24 protein-coding genes and 1 tRNA gene are annotated in these 25,516 nt (G+C 59.0%); 7 read left to right on the top strand and 18 right to left on the bottom strand.

Features of this window, described 5'->3' with window-relative positions; all coding sequences use genetic code 11:
* Positions 1–49: 49 nt before the first annotated feature.
* Genes ACR0DJ_RS02955 through ACR0DJ_RS02965 form a run of 3 tightly spaced genes read right to left on the bottom strand, consistent with a single transcriptional unit; the run spans position 50 to position 2,695 of the window.
* A complete protein-coding gene (locus ACR0DJ_RS02955) occupies positions 50–1,375 on the bottom strand; it encodes a TRAP transporter large permease (RefSeq protein ID WP_480683825.1) in 1,326 nt (441 codons plus the stop codon).
* Complete coding sequence (locus ACR0DJ_RS02960; protein ID WP_170343591.1) at positions 1,375–1,893, bottom strand: TRAP transporter small permease subunit; 519 nt, start codon at positions 1,891–1,893, stop codon at positions 1,375–1,377. Before ACR0DJ_RS02960 ends, ACR0DJ_RS02955 begins: the two co-directional genes overlap by 1 nt.
* A gap of 16 nt (positions 1,894–1,909) precedes the next feature.
* Positions 1,910–2,695, bottom strand: a complete 786-nt coding sequence (locus tag ACR0DJ_RS02965) for an N-formylglutamate amidohydrolase (protein ID WP_480686225.1) — start codon at positions 2,693–2,695, stop codon at positions 1,910–1,912.
* Between the two features lie 103 nt (positions 2,696–2,798).
* Between ACR0DJ_RS02965 and ACR0DJ_RS02970 the strand changes: the two genes are divergently transcribed.
* The 6 genes from ACR0DJ_RS02970 (at position 2,799) to ACR0DJ_RS02995 (ending at position 9,688) form a co-directional block, all read left to right on the top strand.
* Positions 2,799–3,671: a MurR/RpiR family transcriptional regulator gene (locus ACR0DJ_RS02970; RefSeq protein ID WP_170343593.1), complete on the top strand. Its 873-nt coding sequence runs from the start codon at positions 2,799–2,801 to the stop codon at positions 3,669–3,671.
* 104 nt (positions 3,672–3,775) lie between these two features.
* Positions 3,776–3,849 (top strand) — tRNA-Gly (locus tag ACR0DJ_RS02975).
* Positions 3,850–3,978: 129 nt separating this feature from the next.
* The gene (locus ACR0DJ_RS02980) at positions 3,979–5,799 is read left to right on the top strand and encodes an ABC transporter transmembrane domain-containing protein (RefSeq protein ID WP_170343594.1); all 1,821 of its coding nucleotides are present in this window, start codon (positions 3,979–3,981) and stop codon (positions 5,797–5,799) included.
* 160 nt (positions 5,800–5,959) lie between these two features.
* A complete protein-coding gene (locus ACR0DJ_RS02985) occupies positions 5,960–7,849 on the top strand; it encodes an acyl-CoA synthetase (RefSeq protein WP_480683828.1) in 1,890 nt (629 codons plus the stop codon).
* Between the two features lie 12 nt (positions 7,850–7,861).
* Complete coding sequence (locus tag ACR0DJ_RS02990) at positions 7,862–8,785, top strand: alpha/beta hydrolase (RefSeq protein WP_480683830.1); 924 nt, start codon at positions 7,862–7,864, stop codon at positions 8,783–8,785.
* A 99-nt stretch (positions 8,786–8,884) separates the two neighbouring features.
* Positions 8,885–9,688, top strand: a complete 804-nt coding sequence (locus tag ACR0DJ_RS02995; RefSeq protein ID WP_480683831.1) for a class I SAM-dependent methyltransferase — start codon at positions 8,885–8,887, stop codon at positions 9,686–9,688.
* Positions 9,689–9,711: 23 nt separating this feature from the next.
* Here the strand turns inward: ACR0DJ_RS02995 and ACR0DJ_RS03000 are convergent, their stop codons facing one another.
* The 15 genes from ACR0DJ_RS03000 to ACR0DJ_RS03070 form a co-directional block, all read right to left on the bottom strand.
* The gene (locus tag ACR0DJ_RS03000) at positions 9,712–10,548 is read right to left on the bottom strand and encodes an alkaline phosphatase family protein (RefSeq protein WP_480683833.1); all 837 of its coding nucleotides are present in this window, start codon (positions 10,546–10,548) and stop codon (positions 9,712–9,714) included.
* A gap of 153 nt (positions 10,549–10,701) precedes the next feature.
* Positions 10,702–12,339, bottom strand: coding sequence for an ABC transporter ATP-binding protein (locus ACR0DJ_RS03005; RefSeq protein ID WP_425078678.1), 1,638 nt, complete (start codon positions 12,337–12,339; stop codon positions 10,702–10,704).
* Positions 12,336–13,151 carry an ABC transporter permease gene (locus ACR0DJ_RS03010; protein WP_425078677.1) on the bottom strand — a complete coding sequence of 272 codons (816 nt, stop codon included), beginning with the start codon at positions 13,149–13,151 and terminating at the stop codon, positions 12,336–12,338. Before ACR0DJ_RS03010 ends, ACR0DJ_RS03005 begins: the two co-directional genes overlap by 4 nt.
* Entirely contained in the window at positions 13,148–14,104 is a 957-nt protein-coding gene (locus ACR0DJ_RS03015) for an ABC transporter permease (protein ID WP_480683835.1), read from the bottom strand. The genes ACR0DJ_RS03010 and ACR0DJ_RS03015 overlap by 4 nt, the downstream gene beginning before the upstream one ends.
* A gap of 15 nt (positions 14,105–14,119) precedes the next feature.
* Complete coding sequence (locus ACR0DJ_RS03020; RefSeq protein ID WP_257599155.1) at positions 14,120–15,706, bottom strand: ABC transporter substrate-binding protein; 1,587 nt, start codon at positions 15,704–15,706, stop codon at positions 14,120–14,122.
* A gap of 238 nt (positions 15,707–15,944) precedes the next feature.
* Complete coding sequence (locus ACR0DJ_RS03025) at positions 15,945–17,048, bottom strand: DUF4147 domain-containing protein (RefSeq protein WP_480683836.1); 1,104 nt, start codon at positions 17,046–17,048, stop codon at positions 15,945–15,947.
* Positions 17,048–17,485, bottom strand: a complete 438-nt coding sequence (gene dtd / locus ACR0DJ_RS03030; protein WP_480683838.1) for a D-aminoacyl-tRNA deacylase — start codon at positions 17,483–17,485, stop codon at positions 17,048–17,050. Before dtd ends, ACR0DJ_RS03025 begins: the two co-directional genes overlap by 1 nt.
* A gap of 42 nt (positions 17,486–17,527) precedes the next feature.
* Positions 17,528–18,196 (bottom strand): nitroreductase, encoded by a 669-nt coding sequence (locus tag ACR0DJ_RS03035; RefSeq protein ID WP_480683839.1) that lies wholly within the window; start codon positions 18,194–18,196, stop codon positions 17,528–17,530.
* A 65-nt stretch (positions 18,197–18,261) separates the two neighbouring features.
* Positions 18,262–19,377 carry a TFIIB-type zinc finger domain-containing protein gene (locus ACR0DJ_RS03040; RefSeq protein WP_425078672.1) on the bottom strand — a complete coding sequence of 372 codons (1,116 nt, stop codon included), beginning with the start codon at positions 19,375–19,377 and terminating at the stop codon, positions 18,262–18,264.
* A gap of 7 nt (positions 19,378–19,384) precedes the next feature.
* A complete protein-coding gene (locus ACR0DJ_RS03045; RefSeq protein ID WP_257599150.1) occupies positions 19,385–19,702 on the bottom strand; it encodes a CPCC family cysteine-rich protein in 318 nt (105 codons plus the stop codon).
* A 9-nt stretch (positions 19,703–19,711) separates the two neighbouring features.
* The gene (locus ACR0DJ_RS03050) at positions 19,712–20,860 is read right to left on the bottom strand and encodes an SPFH domain-containing protein (RefSeq protein WP_480683840.1); all 1,149 of its coding nucleotides are present in this window, start codon (positions 20,858–20,860) and stop codon (positions 19,712–19,714) included.
* Between the two features lie 22 nt (positions 20,861–20,882).
* A complete protein-coding gene (locus ACR0DJ_RS03055) occupies positions 20,883–21,803 on the bottom strand; it encodes a DUF2927 domain-containing protein (protein ID WP_170343609.1) in 921 nt (306 codons plus the stop codon).
* A gap of 49 nt (positions 21,804–21,852) precedes the next feature.
* The gene (locus ACR0DJ_RS03060) at positions 21,853–23,043 is read right to left on the bottom strand and encodes a toxic anion resistance protein (RefSeq protein ID WP_480683841.1); all 1,191 of its coding nucleotides are present in this window, start codon (positions 23,041–23,043) and stop codon (positions 21,853–21,855) included.
* A gap of 29 nt (positions 23,044–23,072) precedes the next feature.
* Positions 23,073–23,987, bottom strand: coding sequence for a 5-bromo-4-chloroindolyl phosphate hydrolysis family protein (locus ACR0DJ_RS03065; protein WP_480683843.1), 915 nt, complete (start codon positions 23,985–23,987; stop codon positions 23,073–23,075).
* A 175-nt stretch (positions 23,988–24,162) separates the two neighbouring features.
* The gene (locus tag ACR0DJ_RS03070) at positions 24,163–25,041 is read right to left on the bottom strand and encodes a pseudouridine synthase (protein ID WP_480683844.1); all 879 of its coding nucleotides are present in this window, start codon (positions 25,039–25,041) and stop codon (positions 24,163–24,165) included.
* Between ACR0DJ_RS03070 and ACR0DJ_RS03075 the strand changes: the two genes are divergently transcribed.
* Complete coding sequence (locus ACR0DJ_RS03075) at positions 25,040–25,504, top strand: nucleoside deaminase (RefSeq protein WP_480683845.1); 465 nt, start codon at positions 25,040–25,042, stop codon at positions 25,502–25,504. The genes ACR0DJ_RS03070 and ACR0DJ_RS03075 overlap by 2 nt on opposite strands.
* The last annotated feature ends 12 nt before the right edge of the window (positions 25,505–25,516 follow it).

Raw genomic sequence — 25,516 nt, forward strand, 5'->3', positions numbered from 1 at the left:
AGTTTCGATTGTGCGGGGATTGCCCGCGAAGCCCCGGTTTGATCCGGGATCATTTGTTGTAGATGTATTCAGGCAGCCACAGCGCGATCTGCGGGAATGTCATGATGATCGCCAGCGCCAGCGTCATCACCATCACGAAGGGCAGGATCGAACCGTAGATGTCGCGCAGCGATATCTCTGGCGGCGCCATCGCGCGCATCAGGAACAGGTTGTAACCGAAGGGCGGTGTCATATAGGCGATCTGGGTCGTGATCGTGTACAGAACCCCATACCAGATCAGGTCGAACCCCATCGCCCCCACGAGTGGCACGTACAAAGGCGCGACGATCACCAGCATGGCCGTGTCGTCCAGAAACGTTCCCATCAGAATAAAGCTGAGCTGCATCAAGATCAGGATCACCCACGGGTTCAGGCCCAGCCGTTCGGTAAACAGGTTCTCGATTGCCCGAACGGCGCCCAACCCGTCGAATACAGCGCCAAAGGCAAGCGCAGCCAGGATGATCCACATGAACATACAGGTGATGCCCAGCGTTGACCGCACAGACGTCTCGAAAACCTCACGTGTCATACGTCCCTTGAGGATGGCCGCGGCGAACGCCGTCAACGCTCCGATGGCCGAGCTTTCGACCAGTGAGGTCCAGCCGTTGACGAAGGGCACCATCATCGCGGCGAAAATACCCAAAGGCAGCAGGCCCGCGCGCAGCAGGCGCATTTTCTCTGCCATGGGCACGTCGCGTTCCGCTGCTGACAAAGCAGGCCCCAGGGCCGGGTTGATGCGGCAGCGGATCACGATATACAGGATGAACATTGCAGCCATCATCAGTCCGGGAAGCAGCCCGGCAAGCCACAGCTGCCCAACCGGCTGGCGCGCGATCATCGCGTAAAGAACCAGCACGACGGAGGGTGGCACGAGGATGCCCAGTGATGACCCGGCTTGTATTACTCCTGTCACCATCTTCTTGTCATAGCCGCGTTTCAGCAGTTCCGGCAGCGCAATGGTCGCTCCGATGGCCATGCCCGCGACACTCAGGCCGTTCATGGCCGAAATAAGCACCATAAGGCCAATCGTGCCAATCGCGAGCCCACCGTTCAGACCGCCCATCCAGACATGGAACATCTTGTACAAATCGTCTGCGATCTTGGACTCGGCCAGCACGTACCCCATGAAAATGAACATCGGAAGCGTCAGCAGCGGATACCATTTCATCAGTTTCATGGCGGCCGAAAAACCAATATCGTAGCCGCCGCGATCTCCCCACAGGAACAGGGCGGCCATCACGGCAACAAAACCAATCGCGCCAAAAACGCGCTGCCCGGTCATCAGCATCAGCATCATGGTCGAAAACATCAGGATGGCGATCAACTCGTAAGACATCAGATCACCTCGCGCGGGATGTCATCGCCCCTGAGGCGCAGAATATCTTTGAACAGTTCCGAGATCGCCTGAAGCAGCATCAGGAACAGACCCACGACCATAATGACCTTGATTGGCCACAGATAGGGACGCCACGCGGTCGGGCTGCGTTCACCATATTGCAGCGAATAGCTCAGCGAGTCGTATCCGCCGTAGATCATCACGCCCAGGTAGATGATCAGGAACAGGACGGTGATCGCATCCGTCCACGCTCGACGGCGGTCGGACCATTCGCCGTACAGCAGGTCCATGCGGACGTTGGACCCCATCTGGATCGAATAAGGGCCGCCCAGAATATAGTAGGCGACCATTGCGAACTGGGCCATCTCCAGTGTCCATAGCGATGGCAGAAAGAACGTTTTCGAGATCGAGGACCAGAGCAGGATGCCCATCATGACGAATATTCCGTACATGACAACGCGCCCGATCCAGCGGTTCGTGCGGTCAATGACCGCCACATATCCCCGCATGAAATTCATCTCGATACCTCTGTTTTCATGGATTCGCCTCTGCGTGCGATATGTCTTTGATGACCGAATGCAGAATTGGCGTCAGCAATCCCGCAATGCGATTCACGCCTTCTGCGGTGTCGATCAGATCGTTTCGGACTTCGATCATGACATTTGGAAGCCCGCGCCGGACCGCGTGTTCGCGCAACGTGTGCGTGACGCCATCCGTGGCCGAGTAGGGCTCATTCAGAGCCACGCGTAGTCCTGAGCCTTCCGCGTGGCTCAGCATCAGCTGTGCGGCGCGGTCGTCTGCGTCATGAAGAATCCCCAGCTCTACCGTTCGGGGGGTTCCCTTGTAGACAGGCGTGAAGCTGTGGATCGTGATGACAACCGGAGGTTCGGGCCGTTCGTCCAAAGTGGACGAAACCAGCGTTTTGAAAGGTTCATAGACATCGCGAACTCGCTGGGCGCGCTGAGCATCTGTCAGGTTCATGTTTCCGGGAACGGAAAACACTTCGCTGACCTGCGGCATGGCATCTTCGCGTTCGGGCGGTCGGTTGCAGTCATAAACCAGCCGGCTGACGCGCGAGTGGACCAGCGGCGCATCCAAAGCGCCCATCAGCTCCACCGACAGGTCCAGCGCGCCGATGTCCCAGGCCGCATGAGAGCTGGCCGCCGCCTCATCCAGCCCCAATCCATCCAGCGCGGCAGGAACAAACCGGCTTGCATGTTCGCATATCAGCACAGCACGCGCGCGACCGTGCGCATTGAGCACGCGGGCTGCCGGGGCTTCCGCCGGCAAAAGCAATGATGACTCGGTCTCGTGACGCATAGGTAGCATTTGTTACAGCAACTTCTCACCTGTCAAGAAAATTTCTGTAGACAAAATTTCAAACGAACATATTCTGTAACAAATTCAAGAAACGAGGGCGCCGATGGCCACCGTTGCCAAACTTGTCAAACAGCGGATTCAGGATGAACTGGACGATCTGACACGGTCTGAACGTCAGTTGGCCTCGGTCCTGTTGCAGGATTATCCGATGGCCGGTTTGCAATCGATCACCAAGTTGGCCGCCGCGGCGCAGGTTTCGACCCCGACCGTCATTCGCATGGCGCGCAAGCTTGGATTTGACGGGTTCCCCGACTTGCAGGATGCGCTGCGTGAAGAAGTGGCGGCGCAGATCAAGAAGCCGATCTCGAAACGGGACGCCTGGGTTGTGGATGATGAGGCGGAACATCCGACAACGCGCTTTGCCCAGGCGGTATGGACCAACATGCGCCACACGCTGGAACGTCTGGACAAAGAGATGTTCGATACCGTCGCGCATCTTTTGGCCGAGACAGAGCGCCATCTTTACGTCGTTGGCGGCCGCATCACCCGGTCAAACGCGGATTACCTGTTCAATCACATGCAGATCATCCGTCCCAATGTGACGATGCTGGGCAATTCGGCGAATGTCTGGCCGCAATACCTGCTGGATATGGATGAATCATCCGTTCTGGTGATTTTCGACATCCGCCGTTACGAGGCGCATCTGGAGAAGCTGGCACAGGTTGCCTCGGGCCGGGGCGTCACGGTTGTGCTGTTTACGGATCAATGGGGGTCACCGATCGGAAAGACCGCCAATTATTCTTTCCACGCATTGGTCGAGGCACCATCCAGTTGGGATTCGACCATTGCCTTGCAGTTGATCTCGGAAACGCTGATTGCAGAAGTGCAGGAGGCACGATGGGAAGAAAGCAAGGAACGGATCGAAGAACTGGAGCGGTTCTTTTCCTCGACCCGGATATTTCGCAATCAGGACTGACGGGCCGGTGTCGGGCCGGGCAGTATCGGAAAAATAGCGCCACTAAATTTGCCACTTCCGGCTTGACGATCCCGAAAGCATGACTTAACCAGCGCAGACCATTTGCGGGTATAGCTTAATGGTAAAGCCCCTGCCTTCCAAGCAGGCTATGTCGGTTCGATTCCGTCTACCCGCTCCACTCCTTCCCTGAAATTCTGCGTCAAATGGCCCTTTCGACCTGCCGATTGTGGTTGTGATGCTTGACCATACTTGACTGTACCTCCAAGAAAGCGGTCACTCAGTACCGATCAGGACACAAGGGCCAGACATGGCAAGACAAGCCGCCAGCAAGCCAACGCATACCGCCGCGCCCGGAGCCTCCGAGGAACGCGCGCGTTCAAAGAAGATTGGGGTTCTGGCCTCGCTTTGGCCGTTCATGAAACCCTACAAGTTCCTGATGATCGGCGCGACGCTGGCGTTGATTCTGACGGCGAGCATGACCCTGACGCTGCCACTGGCAGTACGGCGCGTCGTCGACAATTTCCGCATTCAGGATGGAGAGCTTCTGGATTGGTATTTTCTGGCCGCGCTCGGCATTGCCGCTGTTCTGGCCGTGGGCACCGGTATCAGATACGCGCTTGTGACCCGTCTGGGCGAACGGGTGGTGGCCGATATCCGCAAGGCGGTGTTTGATCGGGTCATCGGCATGAGCCCGGAATTCTACGAACGCATCATGACCGGAGAGGTGCTAAGCCGGATCACCACCGATACGACGCTGATCCAATCGGTCCTCGGCTCGTCAGTGTCCATTGCCCTGCGAAACATACTGTTGTTCGTCGGTGGGCTGGTTCTGATGCTGCTGACATCCGCCAAGCTGACCGGGCTGGTATTGTTGCTGATTCCGGTGGTCATCGTGCCTATCCTCGTACTTGGCCGCCGCCTGCGCGTGATCAGCCGCGAGAATCAGGACTGGATCGCGGCCTCGTCCGGCAACGCCGGTGAGGCATTGAGCGCGGTGCAGACCGTTCAGGCTTTTTCTCATGAACAGGCCAGCCGCCAGCAGTTCAGTGAGATGACCGAGACATCCTACCGCGTGTCGCTGCGCCGCATACAGACCCGCGCGGTTCTGACGGTGATCGTGATCTTCCTGGTCTTCTCGGGTATCGTGGGTGTTCTGTGGATGGGTGCCAACGACGTGCGAAATGGCGTGATGACCGAAGGCGTTCTGATCCAGTTCGTCATCTATTCGATCATCATGGCGGGCTCGGTCGCGGCCCTGTCCGAAATCTGGAGCGAACTTCAGCGCGCCGCAGGTGCCACCGAACGTCTGGTCGAGCTGCTTCATGCAGAAGATACTGTCACCGACCCCGCCAATCCCAAAGCGCTGCCCAAAGACGTTCAGGGCGAAATCCGGTTTGAAGACGTCAGCTTCCGCTATCCGGCGCGCCCCGATACGATTGCACTGGATCATCTCTCGCTTTTGGTGAAACCCGGCGAGACGGTCGCATTCGTCGGGCCATCGGGGGCGGGAAAAACAACCGTGATCCAACTGATCCAGCGCTTCTATGATCCAAACTCGGGCCGCGTGACGCTGGACGGTCTTGATCTGCGCGACATCAACCGGTCAGACTTTCGCCGCCACATGGCTTTGGTGCCCCAGGACCCTGTGATCTTTGCTGCATCCGCGCGGGAAAACATCCGTTTTGGGCGTCTGGACGCCTCGGATGCAGAAGTCGAATCTGCCGCGCGGGCCGCTGCCGCGCATGATTTTATCGCGGCCTTGCCCGAAGGATATGACAGCTTTGTCGGCGAACGCGGTGTCATGCTGTCCGGCGGGCAGAAGCAGCGTATTGCCATTGCCCGTGCAATCCTGCGCGACGCGCCGGTTCTGCTGCTGGACGAGGCGACTTCGGCGCTGGATGCGGAAAGCGAACGCGCAGTGCAGGGCGCGGTGGACAAGATGCGTGCCGGGCGCACGACCCTGATCGTCGCGCACAGATTGGCAACCGTAAAGAAAGCCGACCGCATCGTTGTGCTGGAGGAAGGCCGCATCGTGGCACAAGGCCGCCACGAGGATCTGGTGTCTCAGGACGGGCTGTATGCACGCCTTGCACGGTTGCAGTTCACCGATGGTGTCGCCGCAGAATAAGAGTGACGCTCCGGCACTTGCACATTCGCCGTAGCGTCATTCTACATTTTACTCCCTTTGAAGGCTAAGGCCTCGCTTGCGCGAGGTTCGTTTTGCTTCCATCTTGGTTGCGCATAACAAGCCCGCGCAAAACGCGGGAGAATAATACGGGAGGAACCACATGGCCTTTGTGGGTTTGGAAGACAAGAAGCGCATGGAACAGGAAATGCCGTGGGAGGACCGGGATTTGCCCGTCACCTTCCATCAGCTTTTGTCGCGCACCGCAGGGAAGTTCCCCAACCACAAAGCCATGAGCTTCCAACTGTTCTCGGGCCCGAAGGACAAGGCCGAAACTCTGACCTGGTCGCAGCTTCTGAGCCAGGTCAACCAGGCGGCGAACCTGTTCCGCTCGCTGGGTGTGGGTGAAAAAGACGTGGTCGCCTATGTGCTGCCCAACTGCAACGAGACACTGGTCACGATGATGGGCGGTGCGGTTGCGGGGATCGTGAACCCGATCAACCCCCTGCTTGAACCGGAACAGATCGCAGCGATCCTACGCGAGACCGGCGCCAAGGTCGTGGTGACGCTGAAATCCTTCCCGAAAACAGATGTCGCGCAGAAGGTCGAAGAGGCGGTGCGCCACGCACCCAAGGTCAATACCATTCTGGAAATCGACCTGAACCGGTATCTGACCCCGCCCAAATCATGGCTGGTGCCGTTCCTGCGCCCCAAGATGGGCGACAAGGAAAAGCTGGCCCATGCGGATTACAAGAGCTTCCACACGGAACTGGCCAAGCAGCCGACGACGCTGACGTTTGAAGACAGCAAGGAAGATCGTGTCGCCTGTTATTTTCATACCGGCGGTACCACGGGTATGCCGAAGGTGGCGCAGCACAAGTATTCCGGCCTGATCTACAACGGCTGGTTGGGAAGCACGCTTCTGTTTGACGAAAACGACGTCATCATGTGCCCGCTGCCCATGTTCCACGTTTTCGCGGTGCATGTGATTGTGATGGCGGCCGTATCCTCCGGTGCCCATGTGGTTTTCCCGACGCCACAGGGATATCGCGGCGACGGGGTGTTCGACAATTTCTGGAAGCTGATCGAGCGTTGGAAGGTGAGCTTCATCATTACCGTGCCAACCGCGATTTCAGCCAAGATGCAGCGCCCGGTCGATGCCGATATCTCAAGCGTAAAAACGGCCTTCTCGGGTTCGGCCCCGTTGCCGGTGGAGCTGTTCCGCCGGTTTGAAGAAGCAACCGGCGTCACCATTGTCGAAGGGTACGGTCTGACAGAGGCCACGTGTCTGGTCTCGTGCAACCCGGTAGATGGTGAGAAAAAGATCGGATCCATCGGTATTCCCTTCCCCTATACAGACGTCAAGATCTTGCAGGATGGGCCAGATGGACCGACCGAGTGCGGCACCGATCAAATCGGTGAGATCTGCATCTCGAACCCGGGTGTCTATGCGGGCAATACCTATACCGAGGCCGACAAGAACGTTAACCTGTATCACTTTGACAAGTACCTGCGCACTGGCGATCTGGGGCGCTTCGACGAAGATGGGTATCTGTGGATCACCGGTCGCGCGAAGGACCTGATCATTCGTGGCGGTCACAACATCGACCCTGCCGAGATCGAAGAGGCTTTGCTGGGCCATGACGCCGTTGCTTTTGCCGGTGCCATCGGCCAGCCGGACGCGCATTCCGGTGAAGTTCCCTGCGCCTTTGTCGAACTGGTCGAGGGCGCGTCGGTCACAGAAAAAGAGCTGATGGATTACTGCAAGATTCACGTGCATGAACGCGCGGCGCAGCCCAAGCACATGACCATTCTGGATGAGCTGCCCAAAACGGCGGTTGGCAAGGTGTTCAAGCCTGATCTTCGGAAACAGGCCATCACTCGTATCTACAACGGCGCCCTTGAGGATGCAGGATTGGCGGCGCGGGTTGTTTCTGTCATCGATGACAAGAAGCGCGGCCTTGTCGCGCAGCTTGACGCGAACGGATCTTCGGAAGACGATGTTGCAAAAGTGCTGGGGGTATACACCCGGCCATGGGAGTGGTCTGAATAAGCCGGAGGGACAATGGACTATGAACGCCTGATCGACGAAGAAACCTGGGCGTTCATACGTCGCACGGCAGAAAGCTATCCCGATGACGCGGTCGATCTGTCGATCGAGGATCAGCGCCGTGTCTATGACACCATGTGTCAGGACTTTCGCCAACCACGCCCGGCTGGGGTGGAAACAGAAGACCGGACCGCTGATGGTGTTCCGGTTCGAATTTACTCTGCCGGGCAACCAACCCGAACCGTCATCTATTTTCATGGTGGCGGTTTCGTTGTTGGTGGTCTGGAAAGTCACGACGATGTTTGCGCTGAATTATGCGCCCAAACCGGGTACCGGGTCGTCGCCGTCGATTACCGGCTGTGTCCTGAACATGTGCACCCGGCACAGTTTGATGACTGTTGGGCGGCTGCGAACTGGGCCGCAACCAAATTCGGAGACCCATTGGTTTTGGCCGGTGACAGCGCCGGTGGAAATCTGGCTGCTGCGGTATCCCACTACGCGCGCGGGCGTATGGACGGAATCCTGGGGCAGGTGCTGATCTATCCGGGCCTCGGTGGGGACCGCACCCGGGGGTCCTACCAGGAACATGCCCAGGCCCCCTTGCTGACGTTGGATGAAATCAAGTTTTATGAAACCGTCCGATGCGCGGGCGATCCGCCCCAGGGCGATCCGACCTATGCGCCGTTGCAGGACAGTGACTATTCAAACCTGCCGCCGACCGTGGTTGTAACGGCTGATTGCGATCCGCTGCGTGACGACGGGCAGGTTTATTGCAGTCGGATCAATGCGGCGGGCGGGCAGGCCCACTGGATCAATGAGTTCGGTCTTGTGCACGGGTATCTGCGCGCGAGAACCTCGGTGAAACGTGCGGCTGACAGTTTTGAACGTATTTCGGTTGCGATAGAAGCGCTGGGGCAGGGGATCTGGTCCTACGACTGATGCAGTGATTTGAAGGCTCTGGTCCTTTTTGGGGCCTGTATGCCGAAAATCGGCTGGCTGTGGTAAGCTCACTCAAATTCTCCGAGGAGATATTACCTTATGACCGACCCCTTCCAGAACGTTGATGCCGCCGGGCCTGAATTCATCAAGTTGTTTGCGGATTCAATGGACCAACGGCAAGCGGACCCGGCCATGGAACGGATCGTTGCCGCCTATCTGGGTCATCTGAACGTCACGGATGCATCAACGGTTGTCGAGGTTGGGGCCGGTGCAGGCGCCGTCACACGTCGCATCGCATCACACTGCCACCCGGCGAACGTCATAGGTTTCGAACCCTCGAAAGGGTTTGTCTCGGAAGCCAACGATCGGGCCAAAGAGTATTCGAATCTGACGTTTAAAGTGGCGGACGGTGCCGCGCTGCCTTTGGAAGATGAAGCCGTCGATGCGGTTATCATGCACACGGTGCTCACGCATGTAGAAGACCCCGAATCCCTGATTGCCGAGGCGTTCAGAGTGCTGAAGCCTGATGGTCTGTTGATTGTGTGTGACGCTGATTTTTCCAAAGCGACGTTCAGCTCTTTTCCAAATGATCCACTGGATATCTGCGCAAAAGAGTTCGTCCGCGAGTTTGTAACCGATCCTTTTGTCGTCGCAAAACTCAGGTCAATGATTTCCGATGCCGGACTTTCTGTCAGGCACTTTGACGTGCAAAGCAGAGTTGTCTCAACACCCGAGCAGATGTTGCCTTGGGTCGATCTGACCACCAAGCAAATGTACGAGCGAGGTGATATCGGAAAAGAACTGGCAGCGGGGCTTGTGGCCGAGCACGAAAGACGTGCTCGAAACGGGCCGCTTTACGGATACCAGGTATTTGCGACAGTGGTGGCGGCGAAGGCCGCATAAGCGGCCCCGAAGCCGCATGACCATTACCGCAGAAACGGTTCGGCCTTCATTGTCTCTGCAATGGGGGCACCCATTCGGCTTAGGATGGTCGGGGCCAATTGCAACTGGTTTATGACGATCTCGGCGTCTGGCCCTTCTGCGTCACCGAAATAGTACAGCGCCGTTTCCTGTTGCAGCGGGCCGCGCCCACCGTGGTGGCCGCGCTCGTCCTGGCCATGATCCGCGGTGACGATCACTTCATATCCCAACTGGCGCCAGCGGGGGATGAAAGGCGCAAGCATTTCGTCGGCAACAAAACAGGCGTGATCCATTTCTTCACAATCGTGGAAAAAACGGTGGCCCATACTGTCCAGCGTGCAGGTGTGCAGAATGCCATAGTCCAGCCCGAAACGCAGGCACAGGTTGGTCAGAGTGGCATACAGGTCGACATCGGATGGCGTCATCTGGTTGGCTTTGCCATAGCCGGTCATGCTGTGAAAACGGCCATGGTTGATCGTCGCGCTTTCGGGTTCGTCATATTCGATGTCGCGGACGTAATCGAAGGGATGACGGTTGAAGAACTGCGACCAATAGCTGTGTGTCACCGCCCCGGTCACACCACCGGCTTCACGCACCTGACTGAACACGTCCTTGTGGCTCAGCCGGAATACGTTTCCATTCCCGGTGCAGCCATGTTCTTGCGGTGTCACGCCCGTGTGGATCGACGCATAGCAACTGGCCGATGTCGAAGGCAGCACGGCACGCAGTTTCCAAAGCCGTGCTTCACCACTGTCGACCCAGCCTTCGAGATTGCCGAACAGGCGGCGAAAATTGCGATAGGGGACACCGTCCAGAATGATGAGGAGAAGCTTGCGGTCCATGTCGAGGCCCTTTGAGAAACATTGCGTTCCGGCGACCCTAAGAGATTCGACGTCTATCGGCTGCCACTTTGCGCCCCCAATAGCAAAATCCCGACACCTGTCTTCAAACAAGGTGCCGGGATTCAAACCTTAATCGAAATGTCACGAACCGGATCAGTTGCCGGCGCTTTCCATCTTGCGATGGGCGACGACCTCTTCCAGCCAGCCCAGATGCATTTCAGGCACCGAACTGAGCAGCAGGTCGGTATAATCGTCGAAGGGCGGGCTCAGCACCTGACTCTTCGAGCCATAACGGGCCACGCGACCCTGATACATCACCGCGATGCTGTCGCTGATCGCGCGGACCGTCGCCAGATCGTGGGTGATGAACAGATAGGCCACATCCTCGATCTTTTGCAGGTCCAGCAGCAGCTTGAGGATGCCGTCCGCCACCAGCGGATCCAGTGCCGAAGTGACCTCGTCACAGATGATCATCTTGGGCTTGGCTGCCAGTGACCGGGCGATACAGACACGCTGTTTCTGACCTCCGGACAGTTCCGCAGGATAGCGGTCGATGAATTTTTCGCCCAGCTCGATCTCATCCAACAATTCGATGATCCGTTTACGTTTCTCAGCGCCGCGCATGTTGAAATAGAACTCCAACGGGCGGCCGATGATGGTGCCGACGGTCTGGCGTGGGTTCATTGCCACGTCTGCCATCTGATAGATCATCTGCAACTCGCGCAGATCCTCGCGAGACCGCCCTGCAAGGTCCGGCGACAGCGTGCGACCGGCAAAACGGATCTCGCCATCGCGCGGCGGCAACAGGCCGGTGATCACCCGGGCCAGCGTGGATTTGCCCGAGCCGGATTCGCCCACGACCGCCAGTGTCTGCCCCGGATGAAGCTCGACATTGACGTTGTGCAGCACGTCGAAGTTCAGCCCCTTGTAGCGCGCGGTGATCCCGTCAACGGTAAGCAGCGGTTCCGGTGTGGGCTGCTTTTCTTCGTGCTCGATCGAACGCACCGAGACCAAAGCCTGCGTATATTCTTCCTGCGGGTTGTTGATGATCTGGTCGGTGCTGCCGTATTCGACTGTGTCACCCATCCGCAAAACCATGATATCGTCGCTGACCTGCGCAACGACCGCCAGATCATGCGTGATGTACAAAGCAGCAACGCCGGTATCGCGTATGGCATCCTTGATTGCCATCAGAACATCGATCTGGGTGGTCACATCAAGCGCCGTGGTCGGTTCGTCGAACACCACCAGATCGGGTTCAGGACACAGTGCCAGCGCAGTCATGCAACGCTGCAACTGACCGCCCGAGACCTGATGCGGATAGCGGCTGCCGATGTTGTCAGGATCGGGCAAGCCCAGCTTTGCGAACAGTTCGCGCGCGCGGCCTTCAGCTTCTTTGCGAGAAAACTTCTTGTGCTCGACAGCCGCTTCGACAACCTGATCCATGATCCTCTTGGCCGGGTTGAACGACGCGGCAGCGGATTGCGAGACATAGGCAACCTCGCCCCCGCGCAGATTCCGAATATCGCTATGTGATGATTTCAGGATGTCGCGCCCGTTGACCCAGACCTCGCCGCCGGTGATTTCGACGCCACCCCGGCCATAGGCCATCGAGGCAAGACCGATGGTGGATTTCCCTGCGCCGGATTCACCGATCAGACCCAGTACCTTGCCGCGCTCCAGGTCAAAGCTGACCCCGTGCACGATTTCGATGTCATGGGGTTTCTCACCCGGTGGGTAAACGGTCGCACCGATCTTGAGATCACGGACCTTGAGAAGGGTATCACTCATCCCCGACCTCCTTTCAGCGATGTGGTTCGGTTCAGGATCCAGTCAGCCACAAGGTTGACCGAGATCGCGAGCGTCGCGATGGCCACGGCGGGGTACAGGGCCGCGCCAATGCCATAGACGATGCCGTCCTTGTTTTCCTTCACGATGCCACCCCAGTCGGCCAGCGGCGGTTGAACGCCGAGACCCAGGAAGGACAGGGTAGAGATAAACAGCACCATGAAAATGAACCGCAGGCCGAACTCGGCCACCAGCGGTGACAATGCGTTCGGCAGGATTTCCCGGAAGATGATCCACATCCGCCCCTCACCACGCAGTTTCGCGGCTTCGACATAATCCATCACGTTGATGTCCACGGCGACGGACCGCGACAGGCGATAGGGGCGTGTCGCATCCAGAAGACCCATGACAAGGATCAGGATCGGAACGGTGACCGGAACGATGGCCAGAATGACCAGCGCAAGGATCAGCGTAGGGATGGACATGATCAGATCGACCGTCCGGCTGAGCGCCTGATCCGCCCAACCGCCCAGAACGGCGGCCAGAAGACCAAGCGATGTACCGGTCAAGAAGCTGAGCAATGTCGCGGCGGCGGCAATGAAGATCGTCGTGCGCCCGCCATAGATCATGCGGGTCAGCAGGTCACGGCCGATGTTGTCGGTGCCCAGCAGGTGCTCGGCGCTGGCCGGTTCCCATACATCGCCGACCACTTCCGCCATCCCGTAAGGCGCGATCAACGGGGCTGCGATTGCCACGAAGAAATAGGCGCCGGTGAACATGAGGCCAATCAGAGCCGAAATAGGAATGTTCTTCATTTCGGATGCCTCAGTCTTGGGTTGGCAAGGATCGAGACGATATCCGCGACCATGTTCAGGCCGATGTAGACAGCCGCGAACACCACGCCGCAGGCCAGAACGACCGGCACGTCACGTTTGGTCACGGCGTCCACAAGGTACTGCCCCATGCCGGGATAGACGAACACGACTTCGACCACGACCACGCCAACAACCAGATAGGCGAGGTTCAGCATAACAACGTTCACGATGGGTGAGATTGCGTTGGGAAAGGCATGCCGCGCGATGACCTGAAACGTGCTCAGGCCCTTGAGTTCGGCCGTTTCGATATAGGCTGATTGCATGAGGTTCAGAATTGCAGCGCGGGTCATCCGCATCATCTGCGCCAGGACCACCAATGTCAGAACGAAGGCAGGCAGCGCAATCGCGTTCAGCTTTTGCCAGAACGACATCGAGTCGTTGATCATCGCAAGCGAGGAAAACCATCCCAGTTTGACCGAGATGTAGTAGATCACGACATAGCCGATCAGGAACTCGGGGATAGAAACCGTTGTCAGCGTGACGGCGGAAATCAGTTTGTCGGGCCAGCGATTGCGGTACCGGACGGCCAGTAGCCCAAGGAAAATCGCAAGCGGGACGGATACGATTGCCGCAAAACAAGCCAGGAACAACGTGTTCCCGAGGCGTTTTCCGATGCTCTCGGCAATATCAAGCTTGTTGGTCAGCGATTGGCCAAGGTCGCCCTGAACGATGCCGCCCAGCCATTCAAAATAACGGGTCAGGGCCGGGCGATCCAGGCCCATTTCTTCGCGAAGGTTGGCCAAGGCCTCGGGGGTTGCGGACTGCCCCAGGACGGCTTGCGCGGCGTCTCCGGGAAGAGCTTCGGTCAGGCCAAAAATCAAGGCCGAAGCGCCGAACAGCAATAGAATTCCCAGCGCGAGGCGCTGGGAAACCAGTTTTATGATAGGATGCATTATCCGATGCCCGTATCAGACGAACCACATTTTGCGGGACATGTTGCCGTTCATCATCTCCTGCGTCGGGTCGCTTTCCCAACCATCCAGCTGGTTGCTGACACCTTCGACAAAATCATTGAACATCGGGCAGATCAGGCCGCCTTCATCGCGGACCATGCGGCCCATCTGGCTGTAGATCTTCTTGCGTTTTTCGGCATCCAGTTCTGCACGAGCCGCGAACAGCAGGTCGTCAAATGCCTGAACTTTGAACCGTGTGTCATTCCAGTCCGCCGTCGACAGATACGCGGTCGAATACATCTGGTCCTGCACCGGACGACCGCCCCAGTAAGAGGCACAGAAGGGCTGCACGTTCCAAACCTCAGACCAGTAGCCATCATTCGGCTCGCGCTTGATTTCCAGCGGGATTCCGGCCTGGGTCGCTGTCTGTTGGAACAGGGCTGCGGCATCCACGGCACCCGGGAAGGCACCGTCTGCAACACGAAGGATAATCGGCGAACCGTCATGACCGGACTTCTTGTAGTGCTCGGCGGCTTTTTCCACGCTGAACTCGCGCTGTTCGATGGTCTCATCAAACAGAGGATAGGCTGCGTTGATCGGCATGTCATTCCCGATCGAGCCATAGCCGCGCAGAACCTTGTCTACGAGTTCGGTACGATTGATGGCATACTTCAGGGCCGTGCGCAGTTCGTTGTTGTCGAACGGTGCGGTATCGCAGTGCATGATAAAGACATAGTGGCCACGGCCAGCGGTCGAATGCACGGTCAGATTGGGTGCGCGCCCCAGCAGGTCCGCGACCTTTGGTTCAACACGGTTGATGGCGTGGACCTGACCCGATTGCAGTGCAGCGGTACGCGCGGTCGCGTCATTGATAACCACGACTTCAACACTGTCGAAGTTGCCAAAATCAGAGTTCCAGTGGTTCTCGTATTTTGTGAACAAGTGGCGCACACCGGGTTCGTCCACTTCCACCTTGTAAGGTCCGGTTCCGATACCTGCCCCTGGATTGTCCATGCCGCCATCGGGCTGAATGATCAGGTGGTAGTCGGCCATCAGATACGGAAGGTCCGCGTTCGGCTCGGACAGCGTAACCTGGAAGTTGTCGCCGTCGGCTTTCATTGACTCGATGCCCTTCATGATGCCCAGAGCACCAGACTTGGAGTCTTCGTTCGAGTGGCGCTGCATGGTCTTCAGCACGTCCTCGCTGGTCATGGTCTTGCCGTTGTGGAATTCGACACCCTGACGCAGTTTGAAGGTCCAGACCTTGGCGTCCGCGCTGCCTTCGACGCTTTCCGCCAGGCGCGGTTCGATGGACCCATCGGGGGCAACTTCTACAAGCTGGTCGCCGAATTGCTTGCCGTTCTGGAACGGAACCGAGCTGGCATAGGTCGCTGGATCCAGCGAGTTGGTGGATTCGCCACCCTGAAGGCCAAATTTCAGGTCACCGCCCTTTTTCGGGCCTGCCGCGCGTGCTGCGTCCGCGAACATCGTGCTGGCCACGGCAGCCGAAACGCCCAGAGCCGCAGCTTTCCCCATGAATTCGCGGCGAGTCATCTTCCCGGCTGTGACCTGACCGGCCATATACGTGATTTGTTCGTTCATATGAGTGTTCTCCCTATTGAGTGGTTCCAGCCCCTCGGGGGGCTTTTTGTTGACGCATGAGTCAACGTTGGCTTATTTCCGCGGACCGGGCAAGGTTATTTCTCTTAAATACCGAAGGCCGAAGCCCTCTCTTTCTTGTCCGGTGTGCGGCAATTGCTGAGTGGGTGTTCAGGTGCATTCTGCATTTCCGGGTAGTTTCCGGTCGATTGCGGGCCAAAGCAGCATGATAAGCGTCAAATCATCCACGTATCGCGACAACCAGGTCCATGACATTGGTGCCGGTTGGCCCTGTTGTCAGCAAAGCATTGGCTTTTTCCAGGAAAGACCCGCTGTCGGCTTTTAGAAGTGCAAGATCTGCGCCATCACCCCAGGTTGCGCCTGTTATGATTCCACCCGCCGCATTTGTCGGACCGTCCGTGCCGTCGGTGCCGCCCACGACCACCGCAAGATCCGTCTGGCCTGAAATCTCTTTGGCCAAGGCAAGCGCAAGGGCCTGATTTCTGCCGCCACGCCCCGGGTGATCAGGCAAAACCACGGTCGGTTCTCCGCCAAAGATCATCACGCCCTTTTCCATTCCTCGCAGCATGGGCCCAAGACGCGCCGCGACTTTCAAATAGTCGTCGTGCAGGGCCTCATCATTGGTCAATACCCTCAGTCCCATTTTTTCCGCTGCTTTGGCAGCGGCATTGCGTGCATGCGCGTTCGAAGCAACGATCCGGGTGGTCGCCGCAAAGGAAGGGTTGTCGGGCAATGCTCCGATTCCCGAGCCGATGACGTTCAGATCGTCTCCGGGCACGTCCGAGATCGCCAGAACAGTGGCGCGGTCTCCGGCGAAATGGGACAGCAGACCGCCGCCCTTGATACGCGACAGCTTGCGACGCTCGGCATTCATCGCGCGGATATCCAGCCCTTTCGACAGCAGTTCGCGGTTCAACGCCCCGAGGTCATCAAGCGATGTTCCGGGAAGCAGGTCCTCGGCCAGGGATGACGCGCCGCCCGAGACCAGCAGCAGCACATGTGATCCGGGCCCCATCTGTTCCATGGCGAGGCGCAGCGCCCGCCCGCCCGCAAGACTGCGGTCGTCCGGAACGGGGTGCGACGCCTCGATCACCTCGACCCCACCCGGCAGGTCGCGGCCATGGTCGTCTTTGGTGACCACAAGCGTTGGGATGGCGCCGAAATGTTCCAGCGCAGCCCGCGCCATGGCTGCGGCGGGTTTGCCCACGGCCAGAATACGGTCGGGTTTCGGGACATCAGGCAAGGCGGCCAGGGTGGCCTCGTACCCGCCGACGGCCTCAACACCGGCCTGCCACAACGTGACGGCTTGCTTCTCAATATCCATCAATTCTCCACCCAGATCGTGACCGGCCCGTCATTTACAAGTTCTACCGCCATGTCCGCACCGAACTGTCCGGTTTCCACCGCGACACCCTGCGCGCCAAGGTGCTCGGCGAAGACCTTGTACAACTGCTCTCCCAGCTCGGGCGGGGCTGCGTTTGAAAATCCGGGGCGATTGCCGCTGGAAGTGTCCGCCGCCAACGTAAACTGGCTGACCACCAGAGCAGAGCCTTGAACATCCAGAAGCGAGCGGTTCATCTTGCCGGCGTCGTCCTTGAAAATCCGCAGTTTTGCAGTTTTCTCGGCCAGTTTTTCTGCCTGTGCCTTGCTGTCGCCCTGCATGGCGCAGACCAGAATCATGAGCCCAGGGCCGGTTGTGCCGATGACGGTGCCTTCGACCGACACTTTGGCCTGTGTCACTCTTTGCAGCAATGCGCGCACTTGGTTCCTCCCCCGAGATGTTGAGCCTGCCTGAGCGACGGTTTAGCCGCGCCAGTCCACAAAGTCACCCAATGCCGCACGTTCCGTCCGGAAGCTGTTTGCAGGATGATCCGTATCCGAATAGCCAAAGGAAATTGCGCACAGGATCAAACGATCATCGGGGATCTGAAAATACTGATGCAAAAAAGGGCTGTATGCGGCCAATGCCGCTTGTGGGATGGTTGCCACGCCCAAAGCCTGAGCAGCGAGCGCGAAAGCCGTGACAAAGCCGCCGCAATCCATTGCACCATAAGGTCCAAGCTCTGCCGGGCTTGAGATGATGGCACAATGTGGTGCGCCAAACAGGGCAAAGTTCTGCATCATTTGCTGCGCCGACCCTTCGCGGTCCCCCCGTTCTACGCCAACCGCGCTGTAGAGTGCCCAGCCGCACGTCCGGCGGCGGTCTTGATACACGCCGGAGTAAGACGTGGGAAATGGAAGATCCGGGGCCGGTGTGCCGTTTTCCGCCTCGTTTGACATCGCGTCGCGGAACCTGTCGGTTTCGTCTCCGCTGGTGATGACCAGTTGCCAAGGTTGCGCGTTGCACCAGCTTGGCACCCGGGACGCGCTGGTCACGATCTGCGCGATCTGGTCTTGCGGTACCGGGTCCGGAAGAAAGGCGCGGCAGGAATGACGTTTGTCCAGCAAGGCATTCAATTCAGCAATCGACACGTGGACCTCTTCTCAACGTTGCAGGCCTGAGGATGACGGTGCGGTGTAAATTGTACAAGAGGCTGTTATTGCTGTCCTGTTGCCATCAAATATCCGACACCTGCGGCAACCAGCAGGCCAAGTACAACGGCGATCGTGATCTTTATTGCCGACCAGGGGCGCTCTCCCTGAACCCGACCGGTCCGGCCGTTCACCACGAAACGATAGGTCTGGCCGCGATACTTATAGGCCGCCAACCAGACCGGCAGCAGGATATGTTTGAATGTGACATCGCGCACATCAGTGTCCACCGCATGGATACGTTGCCTGTCGCCCCCAATATCAAAACGCACATCCCGCTCGATCACGCGGGCCATATGTGCGCGGGCCTCGGCATATCCCTCTTTCAGTTCAACCGTATAGGCCTCGGCCCGAAAACCGGCGAGGTATTCTGGCTGGTAGGGTTCCAGAGCCGGGAGATCCCAAGGCTCCAGAGCATCCGTGTAAGCCTTGGGCAGAGACCTTGAAGCCAATACCAGCACGTCGTCAAAGAACCGGGCCACCCGGCCGGACTTGGGCGTCCAGCGGACCTTGGGCACCTGTTGTTGCACCCGTTTGCCATCCCGCATGATGGTGCGGGTTTCATAGTAGACCGTGCCGCGCTCTCCGCGATAGGCCGATTTCGTGTCGGCATCAAAGGTCCAGTAGGGCACATAGATGCCCTGCATCCTGCGGCCCTTGCGGGCATACTCCTTGAGCCCGTTCGGCGCGAACCACAGCCGCCCCAGCCAATCGCTCATCGCCCTGTGGGCCGAGCGTTCATCCAGAGCAAAGGGCAGAACGCCCTTCGGTTTGATATGCCGGTTTATCCCGGTGTCCGTAACGACCGGGGTGGCGCAGAACGGGCATTCCGCAGCATGGGTGTTGGGGTCGAATTCAACCTGCGCCGCACAGTTCGGGCAGGACAGAACCCGCGTCTCTTCGATTTCACTGTCAGGCAAGCGGTCGGCGATGGCCGCGTCGAAATCCAGCTCGCGCAGGCTGGCGCCGCCCCAGGGGCCAGCCCCGATCGGTTCGGAATGGCCGCAGTGATCGCAGGTCAGCGTGCCGGATTTCGGGTCGAACCGATAGTCCGCGCCGCACTGGTCACACGGAAAACGGTGTTCCGCAAAATCAGGTGATGGGGCAGGGGCATGAGTCATGAGGCGCTCAGTCCTTGAGAGGGAAGTAGAGATAGTCCGCGCGGTCTTCCTCGGGCAGGACATGCGGCAGCATTTCGGCTTCGCAGGCCCCGATCGTCCTGAAATTTTTCCGCCCCTCGGCCAGCGTCAGGCCGTGATTGGCCGCCGAGGGCTCGCGTGGGTTCGTGTCATAATGGATGTCCTCGTCCTCCCAGAAACAGATCGGGCAGATCAGGTACTTTCCGCGTTCCGAAAGGGTGACATAGTCGCAGCAAGGGCAGACGAAATGCGGGTCGGGACGCGTCTTGCGCCTGCCCTTTTTCGAGCGTTTTCCAAGGCCGGCCATGCGGTGCCCTCATGCGCCGGGCGGGGGCGGCGGCAGAATAGTGAACAGTTGCGCCAGTTCCTGCACCTCGCCCGCCTTCTTCCAGCCGTCCTGACCGGGCGTCCACACGTAGGTGTCGCGCGTGATCTCGCCGTCGCTGGCCATGCGGCCCATCTTGGCCTTCGAGAACGGGCCGCTGGTCTGTCCGTCCACCGCGATGTGCCACACATGCTCGACCGGCGGCGGGGGCGGCGGGGTGACATGCGCAGACGGTTGCGGGGCAGCGGGCGCGGGCGCGCCCCACGGGCCTGACGGCCGACCCGCTGCCATGTTCGACATCTGGTTCGCCATCGCCATGCCCATTCCCATACCAAGGCCAGCGCCCATGCCGCCACCGCCGTTTGGGTTGCTGGCGGCCGCCGTCATCGCCTCGGCTGCGGAATACTGCGTAAACTTGCCCAGATCCCCCGCCAGCCCCATCGAGGTGCGCTTGTCCAGCGCTGCCTCGACCGCCGGCGGCAGTGAGATGTTTTCGATATAGAATTCCGGCATCTCGAGGCCGTAGCCGTCGAGCACGGGTGAGACCTCGGCCGCGATCAGCTTGCCCAGATCGTCGGTGTTGGCGGCCATGTCCAGAACCGGAATGCCCGAGCCTGCAATGACCCGGCTGAATTCCTGCACGATGATGTTGCGGATCTGAAAGCTGATCTCGTCCATGGTGAATTCACCATCGGTGCCCACGATCTCGATCAGGAACTTGGCCGGGTCTTTCACACGTACCGTATAAGTACCATAGGCGCGGATCCGGGTCGGGCCGAATTCCGGGTCGCGCAGCATGATCGGGTTCTTGGTGCCCCATTTCAGGTCGTTGAACCGGGTGGTGTTGACGAAATAGATCTCGGACTTGAAGGGCGACTGGAACCCGTGATCCCAATGTTGCAGCGTCGTCATGATCGGCATGTTGTTGGTTTCGAGCATATAAAGGCCCGGCGTGAACACGTCGGCCAGTTGGCCTTCGTGTACGAATACCGCCGCCTGACCTTCGCGCACGGTCAGCTTGGCGCCATACTTGATCTCGTGGCCTTCGCGTTCGAACCGCCAGACCATCGTGTCACGGGTGTCGTCCACCCAATGAATGACATCAATGAATTCTCCGGTCAGAAAATCGAAAATTCCCATCTGGGTTCTCCTGTCATCGGGGTCAGAGCGGCTGCCCCATCAATTCATGTGCGATTATTCGTACAATGGGTCGTGCTTCATCAACGTCTATGCCGGGCTGCAATCGCGGGTCATACAACATCGTCAGCAGCTTTTCGTCGTGACTGGTCAGCAGGGCAAATTCGTCATCATCGTTGAAAATCGAAGGTCGCGCTGCCGGGCTGTCGTTGGACAGGCCAAGACCCTGAGCAATTTCTTCGTGAATGCAGCTTTGGCGGCCCAGATCCGTCAATTCGGCCCGGATAAGGGAAACGGCACGTACATATCTGTGTGGTGATGAGGTCGTAGCCGACGCAAACACCAGACAGTCGAAATTGGCGCGTGGATTGGCCACCAGATTCAGCGAATCCTGACTGATATTCGGGATCAGCTGTTTCAGGCGGGATACGACATAGGCGCTGTCATCCTTGCCTGCAAAAAAGACATGGAAATTGGCGTTGCGGGAGACGACGGAAACCGGATGATCGGTCAATCTGGCCAGACGGGTGGCAAAGGACCGAACCTGATCTGCATCTTGCTGCCGTGCAGAAGGAAGCACGGAGGGGCCGAACTCGGTCTGTATCCGGACAGAGCCGGACCATCGGCTGAGTTGCCCGTCCGTCTGACGCGAGCCAGCCGCGACGCTTTGCGTCGGATATTCGCTGTAGAACGCGATCGCTTCGAAATTCCGCGCCAGATCGTCGGCATCATAGGGGGTGTCGGGGCCGCCCCCATCGGTGCGTAAAAGCCCCCGCACCAGCAGGTCCCGTTCAACCCGTCGATAAAAGCGCGCCAGATCCTGACTTGCGGCAGATGGCGGCACATAAGCATTGGCTGCCTCGGGTGCGGGTGTCGGGCGAGGTTGTGGAACAACGGATGACGTCAGGGTCTCGTCGCAATTGGCCAAGGCCAAGAGCGATACCATCCCCAAGGTTCCTTTCAAGTAACCGAAGGCCCGCACGCCGATCCCGCCCTTAACCGGGTACCGCCGTACCGGCAGTGTCGCCAGTTCCGTCGCGCCGTGCCTTGGCGGACGCCAAAGTGTCGCGCAGTTCCTTTTCCATCTTCTGCAACTCGGCTTCGGCTGCGGCGCGTTTGGCCTTGCCTTCGTCCGCAATCGCAAGGCTTTCGTTGATGGTGCCAATCAGGTCGGCATTGGCCTGCTTGACTGCTTCGATGTCGAACACACCGCGCTCCATTTCTTCGCGGATCATCTTGTTCGATTCACGCAGGTTGGCTGCGTTCGAGGTCAAAAGCTCGTTGGTCAGGTCATTGGCATCCCGCACCGCGGCGGCGGCTTCGGCGCTGCGCTGGATCGTAACCGCCTGGGCCAGTTGCGTTTCCCAAAGCGGGACGGTGTTCACCAGTGTCGAGTTGATCTTGGTGACCAGCGATTTGTCGTTTTCCTGAACCAAGCGGATCGACGGCAGGGACTGCATCGTGACCTGTCGTGTCAGTTTCAGGTCATGAACCCGGCGTTCAAGGTCGTCCCGCGCCGCGCGCATGTCACGCAGTTCCTGCGCCTTCATCACTTGCTGGTCTTCCGGAGCGGCCTGAACTTCGGCCTCCTTTTCAGGGATGTCGTGGCTGTCCAACTCGGTCAGCTTCTCTTCGCCCGCCGCGATGTACAGCGCCAGTTCATCATAGAAATCCAAGGTCTTTTCATACAGCATGTCCAAAGACTTGATATCCTTGAGCAGCGTATGCTCATGCCCCAGTAGATCGTCGGTAATGCGGTCGATCTGGTCCTGAACCTCTTCGTACTGGGCGGTGAATTTCGCAAATGGTGCAGCCCTGCCCAACAGTTTTTCCCACCAGCTGCGCTCGCGGCGCACGTCTAGTTCACTGACCGAGAACCCGCGTATCGTGGTTACGATGTTGCGCAGGCTGTCACCGGCCGGGCCGACATCCTTGTTGCGCACATCCGCAAGCATGGCCTGGCTGATCTCCTGCAACTCGGCCTGCGCGGACGAGCCGAACGCGACGATCGAATTGGTGTTGTCCATGTCGATTTCATTCATCCGCTTGCGGATTTCGGCGCTGACGGGTTCGTCGGCTTCCTCCAGCGACACGACCTCGGCCTGTGGTTCGGGCAGGGCAACTGCGGTGACTTCCTGTACCAGAGTTTCGGCCTGTACCGCCTTTTTCTTGATCTCATCGGACATGGGGATGTTCCTCGCTCAAATATGGCCGGTCAGTCCAGCCGGACGCCTTCGCGCTGCAATCTTTCACGCAGCACGTCGATTTCGACCGTCAGATCACTGCGGTCATCCAATAACATTTTCCGCGTACGCGCGGCAAAATTCTGTTCCAGATCGTCCAGCAGGGCGGAATAGTCGGCCAGTGCCTGCGCGTCGCGGGTGCGCGCGTAGATATCGGCAAATTTGACAGTCGCATCACGCGCGCCCTGTAGATAAACGGTCAGGTATTTTCTGGCACCGGCCAGATCGCGGGGGTCTTCCTCGACCGTGCGGAACAGGTCACGTGCGGTGTCCTGAAATCGCTCGACCCGGGCTTCGACGCGTCGGTCGCCCGCGCGTTTTATGGCATCCGTCATTTCCGACAAATGTTTCTCGGCATCATCGACCACGCGGGCCACGCGGTCTTGCTGAAAGGTGTCGACCCCCTCCATGCCCTTGTTCTTCATCGGATCAAGGCCGAATGAGACAGAATGCAGAACGGTCGCTGCCACGCCAAACAGCGCGGGGGCCAACAGGCTGACCTGCGCTGTTGCTTCAGCGTCCAGAAACTCGGATCTGTAAGACGCAAGGCCTGCGCCAAGGCCCGTGAGAACACTGGCAAATATCTTGCGCGGAAAAGCGGGCCGTCGGGCGGTTTTGCGGGCGTTGTACGCGGCCTCGGCCCTCAGACCTTCCCGCAGCAAGAATGCGGCCGCCGTCAGGAAACCAGCGGCGACCAGCCCCATGGTCATGCCAATCGCGCCGTCGTTCAGGGACAGAAATACCAGAGGAATGGCGGGCACAAACAGAATATTCGCACGTGCGCCAGCGGGCTCGACCCGCGCGCCGTCAAACTGACCCCTCGGCAGTGGGGTGTTTTCCGATTCATCGCCGTGCGGGCTGTATTTGCCGCCAAACCGTTTTGCCATGGCTTACAGACCCCCGAGCAAGCCAGTGCAGACGCCGAACAACAGTACCAGCAGTGCCGCGTAGGCCAGTTTTTGCACTCCGCTTCCGGACATCACGCCCCCCAAATAGCAGCTTTCACTGAAAATTTAGGGGATACGCGGGCTTAGCGCTAGGGGGAAGGTTGCCGAACCCGCATCACTTGCGGGGATTCTTGCCGATCCGAGGCCGTTTTCTTTGTGGCCGTGACGGGCGTTTGGGCGCGTTGTCGGGTTTGTCCTCGGCGTCCAGACCCAGCTGGTCGCGCAGAACGCGGCGGCGGATTTCCTCGACCTCGCCCTGTTTCAGGGTCCCCAGCTGGAAGGGGCCATAGGACACGCGCAACAGTCGGTTCACGGTTAAGCCGATATCTTCCATCGCGCGACGGATTTCGCGGTTCTTGCCTTCGCGCAGGCCGATCGTCAGCCAGGCATTTGCGCCCTGTTGGCGATCCAGAGACACGGTCATTGGCTGAAACCGCTCTCCCTCGATCACCAGCCCCTTGCGCAGCGGTTCGAAATCCTCGTCCTTCGGGCGACCGTTCACCCGCACGCGGTACTTCCGCAACCAGCCGGTCGAGGGCAGTTCCAGCTTGCGCTTGATGCCGCCATCGTTGGTCAACAGCAGCAATCCTTCGGAATTCAGGTCCAGCCGACCGACGCTCATCACCCGTGGCATGTCGTCGGGCAGCTTGTCGAAAATTGTCTCTCGTCCTTTTTCGTCGCTGGTCGTCGTCACCAACCCGGCGGGCTTGTGATACAGCCAGAGACGCGACGGTTCCGGTTCCGAGACCGGCTTGCCGTCGACTGCGATCTTGTCTTTCGCCGTCACGTTCAGGGCTGGGCTGTCGATGGTCTTGCCATTCACTGCCACGCGGCCTGCTTCGATCATGCGTTCCGCCTCGCGCCGCGACGCTACACCAGCGCGGGCCAGGACTTTGGCGATCCGATCGCCGGGGGGTGGGGTCTTGTTCATGTCAGGGCCATACCGCATCCCGCGCGCTTGCGAAAGGCGGGTTTCTGATGCAGTCAGGGGCATGGTGTTCAAATCGCATATGCAACAGGCCCTGTCCGAGGCGCGAGCGGCAGCCGACAGGGGGGAGGTGCCCGTGGGGGCTGTTGTCGTTGGTCCGGACGGAACGGTCGTGGCCGCGGCCGGAAACCGGACGCGCGAGTTGAATGATCCCACGGCCCATGCGGAAATCATGGCCTTGCGAGCAGCCTGTGCGCAGGCGGGCTCTGAACGGCTGCCGGATCACGATCTCTATGTCACGCTGGAGCCTTGCGCGATGTGCGCCGCAGCCTTGGCGGCCGTGCGCATCCGGCGGATCTATTACGGTGCGGCAGACCCCAAATCCGGGGGCGTGGCGCATGGCGCGCGCGTGTTTTCACATGCACAGGCGCATCACGTGCCCGAGGTCTATGACGGGATTGCAGGCGAAGAGGCCGCCGCGCTTTTGAAGGCCTTCTTCGAAGCGCGCCGCAAAGACGCGCCGGGTTGACGCGCTGCGCTG

It is taken from the genome of Ruegeria sp. BF10, from assembly GCF_056538725.1.

What these genes read in the sequence shown, in the direction of transcription:
- ACR0DJ_RS03040 (WP_425078672.1), bottom strand. Translation starts at nt 19,377, where the DNA reads ATGACTCATGCCCCTGCCCCATCACCTGATTTTGCGGAACACCGTTTT.
- ACR0DJ_RS02970 (WP_170343593.1), top strand. Translation starts at nt 2,799, where the DNA reads ATGGCCACCGTTGCCAAACTTGTCAAACAGCGGATTCAGGATGAACTG.
- ACR0DJ_RS03075 (WP_480683845.1), top strand. Translation starts at nt 25,040, where the DNA reads ATGGTGTTCAAATCGCATATGCAACAGGCCCTGTCCGAGGCGCGAGCG.
- ACR0DJ_RS03010 (WP_425078677.1), bottom strand. Translation starts at nt 13,151, where the DNA reads ATGAAGAACATTCCTATTTCGGCTCTGATTGGCCTCATGTTCACCGGC.
- ACR0DJ_RS03055 (WP_170343609.1), bottom strand. Translation starts at nt 21,803, where the DNA reads ATGGTATCGCTCTTGGCCTTGGCCAATTGCGACGAGACCCTGACGTCA.
- ACR0DJ_RS03020 (WP_257599155.1), bottom strand. Translation starts at nt 15,706, where the DNA reads ATGAACGAACAAATCACGTATATGGCCGGTCAGGTCACAGCCGGGAAG.
- ACR0DJ_RS03050 (WP_480683840.1), bottom strand. Translation starts at nt 20,860, where the DNA reads ATGGGAATTTTCGATTTTCTGACCGGAGAATTCATTGATGTCATTCAT.
- ACR0DJ_RS03005 (WP_425078678.1), bottom strand. Translation starts at nt 12,339, where the DNA reads ATGAGTGATACCCTTCTCAAGGTCCGTGATCTCAAGATCGGTGCGACC.
- ACR0DJ_RS03000 (WP_480683833.1), bottom strand. Translation starts at nt 10,548, where the DNA reads ATGGACCGCAAGCTTCTCCTCATCATTCTGGACGGTGTCCCCTATCGC.
- ACR0DJ_RS02965 (WP_480686225.1), bottom strand. Translation starts at nt 2,695, where the DNA reads ATGCGTCACGAGACCGAGTCATCATTGCTTTTGCCGGCGGAAGCCCCG.
- ACR0DJ_RS03070 (WP_480683844.1), bottom strand. Translation starts at nt 25,041, where the DNA reads ATGCCCCTGACTGCATCAGAAACCCGCCTTTCGCAAGCGCGCGGGATG.
- ACR0DJ_RS03065 (WP_480683843.1), bottom strand. Translation starts at nt 23,987, where the DNA reads ATGGCAAAACGGTTTGGCGGCAAATACAGCCCGCACGGCGATGAATCG.
- ACR0DJ_RS02955 (WP_480683825.1), bottom strand. Translation starts at nt 1,375, where the DNA reads ATGTCTTACGAGTTGATCGCCATCCTGATGTTTTCGACCATGATGCTG.
- ACR0DJ_RS02960 (WP_170343591.1), bottom strand. Translation starts at nt 1,893, where the DNA reads ATGAATTTCATGCGGGGATATGTGGCGGTCATTGACCGCACGAACCGC.
- ACR0DJ_RS03025 (WP_480683836.1), bottom strand. Translation starts at nt 17,048, where the DNA reads ATGGATATTGAGAAGCAAGCCGTCACGTTGTGGCAGGCCGGTGTTGAG.
- ACR0DJ_RS03015 (WP_480683835.1), bottom strand. Translation starts at nt 14,104, where the DNA reads ATGCATCCTATCATAAAACTGGTTTCCCAGCGCCTCGCGCTGGGAATT.
- ACR0DJ_RS03060 (WP_480683841.1), bottom strand. Translation starts at nt 23,043, where the DNA reads ATGTCCGATGAGATCAAGAAAAAGGCGGTACAGGCCGAAACTCTGGTA.
- ACR0DJ_RS02995 (WP_480683831.1), top strand. Translation starts at nt 8,885, where the DNA reads ATGACCGACCCCTTCCAGAACGTTGATGCCGCCGGGCCTGAATTCATC.
- ACR0DJ_RS02980 (WP_170343594.1), top strand. Translation starts at nt 3,979, where the DNA reads ATGGCAAGACAAGCCGCCAGCAAGCCAACGCATACCGCCGCGCCCGGA.
- ACR0DJ_RS02990 (WP_480683830.1), top strand. Translation starts at nt 7,862, where the DNA reads ATGGACTATGAACGCCTGATCGACGAAGAAACCTGGGCGTTCATACGT.
- ACR0DJ_RS03045 (WP_257599150.1), bottom strand. Translation starts at nt 19,702, where the DNA reads ATGGCCGGCCTTGGAAAACGCTCGAAAAAGGGCAGGCGCAAGACGCGT.
- ACR0DJ_RS02985 (WP_480683828.1), top strand. Translation starts at nt 5,960, where the DNA reads ATGGCCTTTGTGGGTTTGGAAGACAAGAAGCGCATGGAACAGGAAATG.